The organism is Mycobacterium sp. EPa45, assembly GCF_001021385.1.
Classification (GTDB): Bacteria; Actinomycetota; Actinomycetes; order Mycobacteriales; family Mycobacteriaceae; genus Mycobacterium.
This window is the reverse complement of sequence record NZ_CP011773.1, coordinates 5,985,668-5,997,865: the sequence shown is the minus strand read 5'-3', so window position 1 is coordinate 5,997,865 and position 12,198 is coordinate 5,985,668. Positions and strand designations below refer to the sequence as shown.

13 protein-coding genes are annotated in these 12,198 nt (G+C 67.7%); 9 read left to right on the top strand and 4 right to left on the bottom strand.

Annotated features, from left to right (window positions below):
• Nucleotides 1-28 precede the first annotated feature (28 nt).
• On the bottom strand, nt 29-196 hold the full coding sequence (locus tag AB431_RS31080; protein ID WP_096312558.1) for a hypothetical protein: 168 nt from the start codon (nt 194-196) through the stop codon (nt 29-31).
• Between the two features lie 269 nt (nt 197-465).
• Here AB431_RS31080 and AB431_RS28475 point away from each other — a divergent pair, with 269 nt between their 5' ends.
• The 3 genes from AB431_RS28475 to AB431_RS28465 are packed head-to-tail and all read left to right on the top strand — an operon-like array spanning nt 466 to nt 3,015.
• Nucleotides 466-693, top strand: coding sequence for a hypothetical protein (locus AB431_RS28475; RefSeq protein WP_052960421.1), 228 nt, complete (start codon nt 466-468; stop codon nt 691-693).
• Nucleotides 694-716: 23 nt separating this feature from the next.
• Nucleotides 717-1,727 (top strand): patatin-like phospholipase family protein, encoded by a 1,011-nt coding sequence (locus AB431_RS28470; RefSeq protein ID WP_047332771.1) that lies wholly within the window; start codon nt 717-719, stop codon nt 1,725-1,727.
• A gap of 10 nt (nt 1,728-1,737) precedes the next feature.
• Nucleotides 1,738-3,015 (top strand): wax ester/triacylglycerol synthase domain-containing protein, encoded by a 1,278-nt coding sequence (locus AB431_RS28465; protein ID WP_047332770.1) that lies wholly within the window; start codon nt 1,738-1,740, stop codon nt 3,013-3,015.
• On the opposite strand, the gene AB431_RS28460 is transcribed toward AB431_RS28465, so the two are convergent.
• The gene (locus AB431_RS28460) at nt 2,982-4,028 is read right to left on the bottom strand and encodes a TIGR03617 family F420-dependent LLM class oxidoreductase (protein ID WP_047333890.1); all 1,047 of its coding nucleotides are present in this window, start codon (nt 4,026-4,028) and stop codon (nt 2,982-2,984) included. The genes AB431_RS28465 and AB431_RS28460 overlap by 34 nt on opposite strands.
• 162 nt (nt 4,029-4,190) lie before the next feature.
• On the opposite strand from AB431_RS28460, the gene AB431_RS28455 reads away from it, so the two are divergent.
• On the top strand, nt 4,191-4,436 hold the full coding sequence (locus tag AB431_RS28455) for a hypothetical protein (protein WP_082135832.1): 246 nt from the start codon (nt 4,191-4,193) through the stop codon (nt 4,434-4,436).
• 82 nt (nt 4,437-4,518) lie between these two features.
• Here AB431_RS28455 and AB431_RS28450 read toward each other — a convergent pair whose 3' ends face one another.
• On the bottom strand, nt 4,519-5,706 hold the full coding sequence (locus AB431_RS28450; RefSeq protein WP_144418397.1) for an acyl-CoA dehydrogenase family protein: 1,188 nt from the start codon (nt 5,704-5,706) through the stop codon (nt 4,519-4,521).
• Nucleotides 5,669-6,865, bottom strand: coding sequence for an acyl-CoA dehydrogenase family protein (locus AB431_RS28445; protein WP_047332768.1), 1,197 nt, complete (start codon nt 6,863-6,865; stop codon nt 5,669-5,671). The genes AB431_RS28450 and AB431_RS28445 overlap by 38 nt, the downstream gene beginning before the upstream one ends.
• A 195-nt stretch (nt 6,866-7,060) precedes the next feature.
• On the opposite strand from AB431_RS28445, the gene AB431_RS28440 reads away from it, so the two are divergent.
• The 5 genes from AB431_RS28440 to eccB all read left to right on the top strand — a co-directional run bounded on the left by AB431_RS28440 (nt 7,061) and on the right by eccB (nt 12,197).
• Nucleotides 7,061-7,954 carry a DUF1295 domain-containing protein gene (locus AB431_RS28440; protein ID WP_082135831.1) on the top strand — a complete coding sequence of 298 codons (894 nt, stop codon included), beginning with the start codon at nt 7,061-7,063 and terminating at the stop codon, nt 7,952-7,954.
• A complete protein-coding gene (locus AB431_RS28435; protein ID WP_047332767.1) occupies nt 7,951-9,078 on the top strand; it encodes an FAD-dependent oxidoreductase in 1,128 nt (375 codons plus the stop codon). The genes AB431_RS28440 and AB431_RS28435 overlap by 4 nt, the downstream gene beginning before the upstream one ends.
• A gap of 65 nt (nt 9,079-9,143) precedes the next feature.
• Nucleotides 9,144-10,247: a DUF5631 domain-containing protein gene (locus AB431_RS28430; protein WP_047333887.1), complete on the top strand. Its 1,104-nt coding sequence runs from the start codon at nt 9,144-9,146 to the stop codon at nt 10,245-10,247.
• Nucleotides 10,248-10,351: 104 nt separating this feature from the next.
• Nucleotides 10,352-10,669 (top strand): DUF2710 family protein, encoded by a 318-nt coding sequence (locus AB431_RS28425; protein WP_047332766.1) that lies wholly within the window; start codon nt 10,352-10,354, stop codon nt 10,667-10,669.
• A gap of 31 nt (nt 10,670-10,700) precedes the next feature.
• Nucleotides 10,701-12,197: a type VII secretion protein EccB gene (gene eccB / locus AB431_RS28420; protein ID WP_047332765.1), complete on the top strand. Its 1,497-nt coding sequence runs from the start codon at nt 10,701-10,703 to the stop codon at nt 12,195-12,197.
• The last annotated feature ends 1 nt before the right edge of the window (nt 12,198 follow it).

Below are 12,198 nucleotides of genomic sequence, written 5' to 3'. Positions count from 1 at the left end.
CGGGTGCCCCTCTTGAGTTCGTTGGCGATCAACGGCTTCCGTGGACGGTTGTGTCTACGTGCGGCGCGGTCGCCGTCGGGCCCATGTTGTTGACCCAGTCGTTGTGACCGAGGTCGGCCTGTGCGGGTCCGGCGAGGCCGAGAACGGCTGCGGTCATCGCGCCTGCGATCGCTGTGGTGATTGCGTACTTCTTCATGTCATTCCCTCTTCTTCGTCTGCGTCCGGTGTGGGGTTTCCGGGCCGCTGACTGTCTCAACATCAGGTAGGGGCGTGGTAATTCCGCTGGCAGCAGATGATCGCCGGTTGGCAGAAATTGAGCGGTGTCGGCTGATCGGGGGACAGCGAATTCCCCCCGGCCCTCCGCCGGCTGCCCGACAGACAACGATGCCCGGATGCGAGACCGTTTAGGCACTGGCGAAGCGCAACGGCCAAGTCACAGTCAACGACGACCAAGAGGAATACGACATGACCACCATGACCTGGCTGAAGCGATTCGCCGCCGGCAGCGCCCTCGCCGCGGGCTCGGCACTGTTCGCCTTCGGTTCTGCCACCGACGCCCTCGCCGACGGCAGCTCCTTCAACGGGGGCCCGAACATGAGTCAGCCCGGACATCACCAGGCCTTCCCCGGCCAGCATCCTGCGGCGCCGGGCTCGCCAGAACACCATCACCACCAGTGGCACCACGCCGGTTAACCGCTGACTCCTAGCATGGGGCGATGCCCGACACCGCGACGAAGCCCATCGACCTGGTCCTGGCCGGCGGCGGGGTGAAGGGCATCGGCCTGGCCGGTGCCGTCGTCAAGCTGATGGAGTCCGGTTATCGGGCGCATCGCGTCGCCGGGTCCTCGGCGGGGTCGATCGTCGGCTCGATCGTGGCTGCCGCCGCCAAGAACGACCAGCTGACCCCGGACGACGTCCGCGACCTCACCCTGAGCATCGACTACCGCAAGTTCTTGGATCCAGGACCCGTCGAGCGCGTGCCACTGCTCGGCGCCGGCTGGGCGATCCTGCAGGGCACCGGCATCTACCGGGGCGCCTACGCGCACGACTTCATCGCCGACCAGATGCGCGAACTCGGCGTCACCACGTTCGGCGACCTGCGGCTCGACGATGACGAACTTCCCCCAGAGCAGCGCTACCGGCTCGTGGTGACCGCGGCCGACGTGACGACCGGCCAGCTGGTCCGCCTGCCGTGGGACTACCTCCGGCTCTACGGCCTCGACCCGGACGAGCAGCCGGTCGCCGATGCGGTGCGTGCCTCGATGTCGATCCCGTTCTTTTTCAAGCCCGTCACCCTGACCAGCTCGACGGGGCGCGAGTCGACCCTCGTCGACGGCGGGCTGCTGTCGAACTACCCGATCGACTCGTTGGACCGCTGCGACGGCAAGAAACCCCGGTGGCCGACCTTCGGGGTGACGCTGCTGCCCGACCTGCCCGAACACAACGACAAAGTGATCTCCGCGCTGGCCCCGCTGCGGTTGTTCGGCGGCCCGAGTCTGCTCGAGGACGTCATCACCACGATCCTCGTCGGCCGCGACCAGGCTTACCTGAACCTGCCATGGGTGAGTGCCAGGACAATCCGGGTCGACTCGGCGAAGGTCGGCGTGCTCGACTTCGACATCAAGCAGCCGCAGATCGACGCCCTCTACACAGCGGGCCACGACGCGGCGACGACGTTTCTGTCCACCTGGGACGAGCGGGCCTACCTCGAACGCTTCCGGACCTAGGCTGGCTTGGGTGGGGCCCGACGATTCCGAACTGCTCTCCGCCGACGACGCGCGCATCCTCGGCGTGGAATCCGCGTCGATCACCGGCCATACGCTGAAACTGGTGGTCCTGGAACCCAGTTCCGGTGCCCTCGACGTCGAGGCGTTGCGGGCCGCAGTGGGCGAGCGGCTGCCGAGCCAACCGCGTGCCACCTACCGCGTCGACACCTCGGGGCCCGCACCCCGGTGGGTGCCCGCCACCGACTTCCAGATCACCGACCACGTCCGGCGTCACACCGACCCGAACTGCGTCAGCCGGGCAGACCTGTGGCGCATCGTCAGCACATTGATGTCGGAGCACCTCGATCGCCGCAACCCGCTGTGGACCTTCGACGTCATCGGGCCGCTGGCCGACGGCCGAGAGGCGATCGCGGCGCGCATTCACCATGCGATGGCCGACGGGATCGCCGGCGTTCGCTTCTTGAACTCGGTGCTATTCGACGCACACCAAGAGCCAGCTGCCACGGAAAGCCGCCCCGGTCAGCATGATTCGCCCACCCTGACGCCGCTGCAGGAAGCCTGGCGAATGCCGTCGGCTCTGCTGCGCGAGCTGGGTCATCCCGGTGGCAACTCGCCGTTCGACCGGCCCGTCACCGCCGCGCGGGAACTGGCATTCGCCGTCGCCCCGCTGGCCGAGTTCAAGGCTGTCGGTGCGTCGCGGCCCACCCCCGCCACCGTCAACGACGTCCTGCTCGCCGTGATCGCCGGGGCCCTGCGGCGCTGGCTCGGGGAAACCCGGGCACGAGACCTGCGGGCGCAGATCCCGGTGAGTCTGCATCACCGCGGCGAAACCGGTCTGGGCAACCGGGATTCGTTCCTCAACATCGATCTGCCGCTGACGCAGGTGGATCCGCTCGCGCGACTGGACCGGATCAGTGCCGAGACCCGCGAGCGCAAGCGCCTCGACGATGCCGACGAGATGTACGACCTGTTTCATGCGCTGGGCTGCGTCCCGCGTCTCGAGGCGGCGATCCGGCGGCTGGCCGGCAGCGCAGAGGAATTCTGCCTGTCGATCTCCAACGTGCCCGGACCTCGTCATCCGGTTCAGGTGGCCGGCCGTCGTGTGCAGCATCTGTTCTCGTCATCAGAACCGGCCGCTCATCACGCGCTGCGGATCTCGGCCATCTCGTGTGCCGGCGACATGGGAATCGGGCTGTGCACCGATCCGAATGCGCTGCCCGACATCGCCGGACTCGCAGACTGTATCGACGCCGCCTACGAGGAATTGCGTGCGGCTGCCGGAATCTGACGGCAGACCGCCAGCATGGCGGCGACGCGGTCGTCGTCGGCTTCCTCGGCGGGTACCGGCAGGTTGATTCCGCTGCACAGCCCCGAATACCACTGACGCAGCACATCAGGGATTTCGTCGTAGGTGCCCTGCGGAACAAGGCGATCCATCACCTCGTCGGTGAGAACGCTTGGCAGGCCGTCCCATTCGGAGCGTCGCGCCATCTCGGACAGGGTGGTTCCCATCTCGGCCAAGTCGAAGTCCTCCAACTGCCTGCGGTAGGCGGGCGTGCTGTAGAGGAAGGCCAGCTCCGAGCGGCGGTCGTCGCGGATCGCGGCGACGACTTCGCGGGTGGCGCCGGTCATCACGTGCGGGTTGGCGATGACCGCCAGGTCGTCCAGGGTGCGGCCGGCGCGGGATGCGCCCTCTTTCAACGCCGGCAGGGTGCGCGATCGCAGCACGATGGGATGCGAGTTGGTCGGATGGCAGACGAAACCGTCCGCCAGTTCGCCTGCCATCTCGCACATTCGGGTGTTCACCGCGCCAGTCCATATCGGCGGGGCAGGGTGCTCGAGGGGCCCGGGATTGAAGTACGGCTGCAGACGCTCGAATCGATAATGCGGCCCGATGTAATTCAGCTTGGCTCCAGTCTGGAACGACGTGAAGATCGCCCGCAGGGCACGGATGTAGTCGGCGAGGCGGGCGACCGGCTCGGACCACTGCGCCGAGAACCGGCCGACGATGTTGCCGCGCACCTGCGAGGCGATGCCGAGCTGAAACCGGCCGCCGGAGTACTGCGCCAAATCCCATGCGGCATAAGCGGTGATCATCGGGCTGCGCGGAAAAGCGAGCACCATGCTGGTCCGCACCAGCACCCGCTCGGTGTGCTGCAGGGCCAGTGCGGCCACGGTGAACGGATCGTGGATGGTCTCGGAGATGTGGATGACGTCGAATCCGAGCCGCTCGGCGCGGCCCGCCCACGGGCCGATCTCCCCGGGACCCATTGCGGCGGGGGCGGAGGTGACCAACTGCATCGTCATCGCGTTCAGAACTTACTGCAGCGGGCGTCCCCCGATCGGTGGACGCCGGTTTCACCCCTGCTTTGGGCTGGTCACCCGACAGACGTCGGCGCGGATCTGCGGGATCGTTAGATCACCGCCAGCCGATGAAAAGACGAAGCAAGGACATTGCAGGACATGACGATCACGATGAACGCCGACAACTCGACAAATCTCTGGTTCAAGCGCATTGCCGCGGGTGCAGTTCTGGCCGCGGGCTCCGCGATGGTGGCGATTGGCGCGGCCGGCGCCGGCCACGCCGACACGACCGGACCCAACATGAGCTCGCCGACGCCGCACGCCGCGTTCCCCCACCAGCACAACCAGCCGGTCCCGGGTTCCTCGATCCATCATCACCACCAGTGGAATCGCCATCGCGGCTGACGAGCCGGGCGTACCACGGAAACAGTTCGGGTGCGAGAAGTTCTCAGCACTTCTCGCACCCGAACTTTTCGTATTTCCGGTGTCAGACGGGTAGTCCGTCGGCCACCCGGGTGGCCCCTTCGGCGCTCGCCTCGTCCAGCACCATGGCGGCAACCCGGGACCGATGCTGTTCGGCCGTGCCCAAGAGTGCGGCATCGGTGGCAGCCCGTTTGAAGTACAGGTGTGCCTGATGTTCCCATGTGAAGCCGATCCCGCCGTGCACCTGGATGGTGTCGGCGGCGACGCGGCTGAGCGCCGCCGATGCCGTGGCCTGGGCGATGCTGACCGCCAGGGCCGGGTCGTCGGAGCCGTCGGTCAAGGCCCACACCGCGTGGTAGGCCGCCGAGCGGGCGTGCTCGACATCGACCAGCATGTCGGCCAGCTTGTGCTTGATCGCCTGGAACGAGCCGATCTGGCGGCCGAACTGCAGGCGGGACTTGGCGTACTCGACGGCCAGATCCAGCAGATGCTGTGCGGCGCCGACCTGTTCGACGGCCAGCAGAGCCGAACCCACCTGTAGTGCATGGGTGATCACGCGCTCGGCTTCCTCGGGACCGGCCAGCAGCCGGGCGGGGGAGTCGGAGAAGGCGATGGTGGCTTGCGGACGCGTCAGGTCCAGAGTCGCCAGCGGCGTCCGCGCAACGTCCTTGGCGTCGACCGCGTACAGCCCGACACCATCGGAACCTGTTGCGGCGACTAGGATCACGTCGGCAGCAGTACCGTCTACCACCCGCTCGACGGTGCCGGACACCGTGTCACCGGCGGCAGTCACTGTCACCGCGGCCGGATCGAATGCGCCGGCCCTGTCGGCGACGGCGAAGGCGGCGGTGGTCGTGCCCTCGACCAGCTGGCCCAGCAGTTCATCCCGCGCCGCACCGGCCGAGCTGGCCACCAACGCGGGAACCGCGAGATAGACAGTGCCGACCAGCGGCCCGCAGGCCAGAGTGGCGCCGAACTCCTCGACCGCGACGGCCTGGTCGACGAGCGAACCGCCGGCGCCGCCGTCGTCCTCGGGCACCGAAAGTCCGAGCACGCCGAGCTCAGCGCCCAGGCGGTTCCACACCTTGGCGTCGAAGGGCACCTCGGACTCCATCAACCGGCGCACGGTCGACTCGTCGAAGTTGTCGGCACAGAACTTGCGCACCGCGGCGCGCAGCTGTTGCTGCTCATCGGTGAACCTGAACTCAGCGTTCTCAGCCACGCGGGATCTCCTTCCACGGCATGCCGGCATCGGCACGCAGGTCACCGGGCAGGCCCAGTACCCGCTCGCCGAGGATGTTGCGCATGACCTCCGACGTGCCGCCTTCGATGGTGTTGGCACGGCTGCGCAGGAATCGCTGCTGGATCGGCCCGCGCCAGTCGCCTGCGTCGGCGGTACCGTCGCTCATCGCGTAGCTGTCGTACAGAATGCCTTCGGGCCCAAGCAGATCCATGCACCATTGGTAGATGTGCTGGTTGAGTTCCGCGCCGACCAGCTTGCCGATGGAGGCTTCCGGACCCGGGCCGCCCGCGGTGGCCGAGGCGCGCGAGCGCTCGGAGGTCAGCCGCTGGGCCTCCGAGCGTAACCACAACTGCGTCAAGCGATCCCGCAGCACCGGGGTCTGCAGGTCCGGGCGTGACGCCCACAGCGTGACGGCTTCCTTGATGGTGCCGCTGCCGCGCCGGTTGCCACTGGCGCCCAGGGCGCTGCGTTCGTTCATCAAGGTGGTCATGGCCACCCGCCAGCCGTCGCCGACCGCGCCGAGGCGGTGGCTGTCGGGGATGCGGGCGTCGGTCATGTAGACCTCGTTGAACTCCGCCTGCCCGGTCATCTGGCGAAGCGGGCGGGTCTGGACACCGGGGGCGTGCATGTCGAGCACGAAGTAGGTCAGGCCCTTGTGCTTGGCGATGTCGGGATTGGTACGAGCCAGCAGCAGACCCCACCGGGCGCGGTGCGCGAGGCTGGTCCACACCTTCTGGCCGTTGATCACCCACTCGTCGCCGTCGGGCACCGCCGAGGTGGCCAGGCCGGCCAGGTCGGAGCCGGCGCCGGGCTCGGAGAACAGCTGACACCAGATGTCCTCGGTGGTGGCCAATGGCCGCAGCAGTGACTTCTTGAGGTCGTCGGACTGGGCGTGCTCACGCACGGTCGGCGCGGCCATGCCGTAGCCCATGGGGTTCAGGCCCAGCGGAACCGGGCCGCCCGCGCCCTGCAGGATCTGGTCGGCGACCGCCTGCAGGCCACGCGACAGGCCGAGCCCGCCAAGACCTTCGGGGAAATGCACCCAGGACAGGCCGGCGTCGTAACAGGCGCCGAGGAATTCCGGAATCGGGACCTTCTTCGGGTCGTGGTCGGCCACAACCCGCCGGGCCAGGTCTTCGACCCGGTCGGCATCAGCGACGGTGCTCATTCCGACACGATAAGCAGCCCCCCGCGGCCGGTTGTTGGCAGGTGTCAAGTTTTGGGTGGGGGCACCGCATCGAGCCTGCGACCGGAGCGTGAATCGGACCCGGAAACGCGCGCTGAGTGCAGAGTCGATGCCGAGGTTGCAGGGTCGAACTACAACTAGAACGTGTTACAGTTCGGCCGCGGCAGGAGGCTGGAAATGGTGAACCGGAGCAAAGCGCACTCGCTGTGGTTGGTCACGGCGGCCTACGCCATCGCGGTCGCGGCCGGCGCGGCCTGGCTGCTGTACGGTCCGTCGGCGACCGGGCGGCTGTGGCTAGACGCGTTCATCGCCGATGTCATCGCCACCCTGGTGGTGTTCGTGTTCAGCCGGGCGTATCGCAACTCCAGCTTCTACGACGCCTTCTGGAGCGTGATCCCGCCCCTGCTGCTCATCTATTGGTGGGCGGCCGGGCCGCTGGGACTGGACTCGGTGCGCTGCTGGCTGGTCGCGGTCGTCGTCATGTACTGGGCCATCCGCCTGACCGGCAACTGGGTTTACAGCTTCCCCGGGCTGCACCACGAGGACTGGCGCTATCCGCAGCTACGCGACAGCGCCGGCCGTTGGGAATTACTCGCCGACCTGTTCGGTATCCATTTGATCCCGACTGTGCAGGTGTTCCTCGGCATGCTGCCGGTGTACGTCGCGGTCACCCGGCCCGGAACCGGCCTGATCTGGCTGAGCTGGGTCGCGTTCGCGATCGGCATCGCGGCGGTGACGCTCGAACTGGTCGCCGACACCCAGATGCACCGCTTCGTCCGCGACAAGAAACCCGGCGCCGTGATGGACCGGGGCCTGTGGGCATGGTCGCGGCACCCGAACTACTTCGGCGAGATCAGCTTCTGGTTCGCCCTGGCCCTCTTCGGAGTCGCGGCCGCACCGGACGACGCCTGGTGGCTGTTCGTCGGGGTGGTGGCGATGGTCGCGATGTTCCTCGGCGCGAGTATCCCGATGATGGAGAAGCGCAGCCTGGCCCGGCGTCCGCAGTACCAGGACGTGATCGACCGGGTGCCGATGCTCATTCCCCGCCCGCCGCGAAAGGCCGTCGTATGACTGATAAGCCGCGCGTTGTGATCGCGGGGCTCGGTGACAGCGGGCTGCTCACCGCGATCAAACTGGCCCGCCACGCCGACGTGGTCGGAATCACTGTCAAGCCGGCCCTGGTCAGTGGTCAGGAGCTCGGGTTGCGGCTGGCCCGGCCTACGGATTGGGCTCGCGACAACTGGATCTCATTCGACAAGTACCGGGGCCTGGATCGCGTGCGCACCGTGCAGGCCACGCTCACCGGTCTGGATCTGGAGAACCGTACCGTGCTGGCAACCGCGCCGGACGGGTCGCCGGTCGCCGAAACCTATGACGTACTGGTGATTTCGACCGGAGTGCGCAACGGCTTCTGGCGCCAGCCCACGCTGCAGACCCCCGAGGAGATCGCCGCCGACCTGACCGGGACGCATCAGCGGCTGGCCGCCGCCGAATCGGTGGTCATCATCGGCGGCGGTGCCGCGGCAGTGAGTGCGGCCGCCAATATCGCCACCAGGTGGCCCGGCAAGAAGGTGGACCTGTACTTCCCGGGCGAGCGGGCTTTGACCGAGCATCACCACCGGGCATGGGAACGGTTGCACGACAAACTGATTCACCTGGGTGTCGGCGTGCACCCCGGGCACCGTGCGGTACTGCCCGACGGGTTCGACGGCGACGAGATCACCGACGCCCGGGTGCAGTGGAGCACCGGACAGCCGGACGCCAAGGCCGACGCGGTGTTGTGGGCGATCGGACGCGTCAAGCCCAACACCGAGTGGCTGCCGCCGGAGCTGCTCGACGAGCAGGGCTTCGTCAAAGTCACTCCGGAGCTGCAGCTGTGCGGGCATCACCGCGTATTCGCGATCGGCGACGTGGCCGCCACCGACCCGCTGCGAGCCTCGGCGCGGGCGCGGGCCGACTCGCTGCTGGCCCACAACATCCGCGCGACGCTCGCCGACCGTCCGCTGAAGCAGTACCGAGCGCCCCGGCGACGGTGGGGGTCGATCGTCGGGATCCAGGCCGACGGGCTGGAGGTGTTCGCTCCCAACGGCACCGCCTACCGATTCCCGGCGTGGTCGATCGACCGCATCCTGATGCCGTGGATCGTGCGGCGCGGCATCTACAAGGGCGTCCGAGAGAATCAGCCGCTGGCCTGAACCCAGCTGGTACGGGCGGTTGCGGCCGAACTGACAGCGCCGTGATCGACGGTAGGCTTCTGGCCGTGGCGATCTTCGGTCGGAACACGGCGCGCCAGCGCTTGAAGAGGGCGACGCGGCAGGCCCTCTCCGTGCCGACCTTCGACGCGCCCCCGGACGCCACGCCGTGGGTGATCGGGGGACTGTGGCCCGCCGAGCTGGAGACGGTGAGTCAGGCGACCGCGGCCGTCGCCGAACACCTGAAGATTGCCCTGCAGCGCATCGCGGACTCGGCCAACGAGCGGCTGCGCGCGCTGCGGCACGCCGATGTTCCCGACTTCGCCCGTCGTGCCGAGGAAGTCCGGATCATCGAGACGGCCAGGTCCTATGCGGTGCAGCGCGTCGAGTCGACGATTCGCCAATTACGCTCTGCGGCAATTGATCTCGACACCGATCCGGCAATTCCCATAGTCACACCGGATGTCGAGCCGACGGTCATCGAGCTGCAGCCGGAGCCCGAGCCCGTTGCGCTCGAACCCGAGCCGGAACCGAAACTCGACGAGCGCAGTCTGGAACGCGTGCTGGAGTTTGTTGCCCGGCAGGAACCCGGCCTGCGGTGGGCGGTCGGGGAGCGCACTGATGGGACAACCCTGTTGGTGACCGACCTCGCGCACGGCTGGATCCCGCCGGGCGTCGCGGTGCCCACCGGCGTCGCACTGCTGCCGCCGGCCAGACGTCCGGGACGGATCGGCGAACTTCTCGGCGACGTCGTTCGGTCCGTGGTCTACCACCCGGGTGACCCGTTCCCCGCCGGCCGGGCCGACCCGGTGGCGACCTCGGCCAGGGGCCGCGAGCTGCCCCGCGTCGATGACCTGGGCTGGAAGCTGGTCGAGGCCACCCACTGGCGCGATGGCCTGCCCCGGATGGTGCACACGCTCGCGAAGGCGGGCGCGGGCCGCACCGGCGTCCTCGATGCCGAAGTCGACGTACTACGAGTGCATTCGGACACTGCGCGCTATCAACTGATGGCCCAGTATCCGGACGTCGATGCCGCCCTGCTGAGCAACTGCCTCCTGCTGGCCGCGACCGAGGCGATCGCCGTGCGTGATGAGGTTTCCGCCAACTATCACTTCGCCTGGTTCGAGGCGCTCAGCGCTCCGCCCGCCAGCCACTGGGGCACCGCGACGTGACGCGTGAGAAATTCGGAGGTTGCTGGGGCGATTTTCGCCCATCCCGGCAGCGGATGCTGCGAAGGTGAATTGACGCAGGTAGCGACGGTCGACATACTTGTCACGTGGCGGGATCCAGCAGCGATCGCGAGCTTAGCGACAGGGATCTCGTCGACGCGGTCTTGAAGGAACTGAGCGAGGCTGCCGAGCGTTGGGAGGCGCTCGTCGCGCAGGCCGAGACCATCACGTACAGCGTCGACCTGGGGGACATTCACGCGGTGGCAAACTCCGATGGCAAACTCATCGAGCTCACCTTGCACCCGGCGGTCGTCACCGATTACAGCCACCGTGAGCTCGGCGACCGGCTGAACCTGGCATTCGCCGCCCTGCGCGAGGAAGCCCAAACGGACAACCAGGCACGGTACGGAGGTGGATTGCGGTGACCCCAGCAGACCTGGCGGAGGGACACCACCCGTGCCGCTGAATTTGTCCAACCGGGACCAGAACTCCGGGCACCTGTTCTACAACCGCCGGCTGCGGGCAGCGATCACCCGCTTCTCCGTACGAATGAAGCACGACGATCGCAAGCAGCAGGCGGCCGTGGCGTTGTCGATCGTCTTCGTGTTGATCGGCTGTGGGTGGATGGCCCTGCTGCACTTCATGAAGCCGGCCGGTCTGGTGGGCCAGTCGAACATCATCGGCAACCGCGACACCGGCGCGCTGTACGCGAAGATCGACAACCGGTTGTATCCGGCACTGAATCTGACCTCCGCCCGACTGGCGACCGGTAGCTCGTCGGCGCCGACCTGGGTGAACGCCAAAGAGATCGCCAAGTACCCGACCGGACCGATGATCGGGATCCCGGGCATCCCAGACGACCTGACCGTTGCGGCGAACACGGTCTCCGCGTGGTCGTTGTGCGACACCGCCGCGACGCGCGGCAGCGGCCAGCCACCCATGGTGACGGCCATCGCCGGCGAGATCTACGGCGGCGGCCGGGCTCAGCCGATCCGGCCTACGCAGGCGGTCCTGGCCACCCACGGCGCCAGCACGTATCTGGTGTGGAACGGTCAGCGCACGCAGATCGACCCGGCCGACCGTTCTGTCACCTTCAACCTCGGGCTTGACCCGGGCGTGACGCGTCCCATCCAGATCTCCAACGCCCTGTTCGACGCGATGCCGGCGACGGAACCCCTTGTGGTACCAGCCATTCCGGAGGCCGGAACGCCGTCGCGGCTGTTGGCCGGCTCGGTGGTGGGCAGCGTCCTGGAGACCAGGGACGCGGGCGGCAATGTCAGCGGGTTCTATGCCTTGCTCCCCGACGGGGTGCAGAAGATCACCGCCTTCGTCGCCGACCTGCTGCGAACTGCCAACAGCCAGGGTTCGACGACGCCGCAACTGATCTCGCCCGACAAGCTGGTCGACATCCCTGTGGTCACGGCGCTCAACGTCGACTTCTATCCGACCGGCAAACTGGACTTCATCGACACCGACGCCAATCCGGTGACCTGCGTGGGCTGGCAGAAGCAGACCACCGACCGGCAGGCGGCGGTGACGTTCTTCAGCGGGCGTGGACTGCCGAGCCCGGAAGCCATGGACTCGCACATCGTGCGGCTGGTCCGAGACAGCCGCGATTCCGATTCCGTCGAGGCCACCCAGACGCTGATCCTGCCGGGAGCGGCGAACTTCGTCGCGTCAACCAGTGCCGCGGTCGCCTCGGACACCCGGGAGAGCCTGTATTGGGTTTCGCCGCAAGGGGTTCGGTTCGGCATCGAGTGGGACCAGAGCACGCTGCAAGCGCTGGGATTGGATCCGCGTCAGGCGGTCCAGGCTCCGTGGCCGATATTGCGCACCTTCGCCGCGGGCCCGGCCATCAATCGCGCGACCGCGTTATTGGCGCGCGACACCATCGATCCGGGCGGCGCAGTGGCCCCGGTGGCTGCACCCGGCCAACAGAACGCGGGAGGATAGC

Coding starts and splice junctions, on each gene's coding strand:
- AB431_RS28445 (WP_047332768.1), bottom strand. CDS start 6,865: ATGAGCACCGTCGCTGATGCCGACCGGGTCGAAGACCTGGCCCGGCGG.
- AB431_RS31080 (WP_096312558.1), bottom strand. CDS start 196: ATGAAGAAGTACGCAATCACCACAGCGATCGCAGGCGCGATGACCGCA.
- AB431_RS28440 (WP_082135831.1), top strand. CDS start 7,061: ATGGTGAACCGGAGCAAAGCGCACTCGCTGTGGTTGGTCACGGCGGCC.
- AB431_RS28435 (WP_047332767.1), top strand. CDS start 7,951: ATGACTGATAAGCCGCGCGTTGTGATCGCGGGGCTCGGTGACAGCGGG.
- AB431_RS28475 (WP_052960421.1), top strand. CDS start 466: ATGACCACCATGACCTGGCTGAAGCGATTCGCCGCCGGCAGCGCCCTC.
- AB431_RS28450 (WP_144418397.1), bottom strand. CDS start 5,706: ATGCCGGCATGCCGTGGAAGGAGATCCCGCGTGGCTGAGAACGCTGAG.
- AB431_RS28470 (WP_047332771.1), top strand. CDS start 717: ATGCCCGACACCGCGACGAAGCCCATCGACCTGGTCCTGGCCGGCGGC.
- AB431_RS28455 (WP_082135832.1), top strand. CDS start 4,191: ATGACGATCACGATGAACGCCGACAACTCGACAAATCTCTGGTTCAAG.
- AB431_RS28460 (WP_047333890.1), bottom strand. CDS start 4,028: ATGCAGTTGGTCACCTCCGCCCCCGCCGCAATGGGTCCCGGGGAGATC.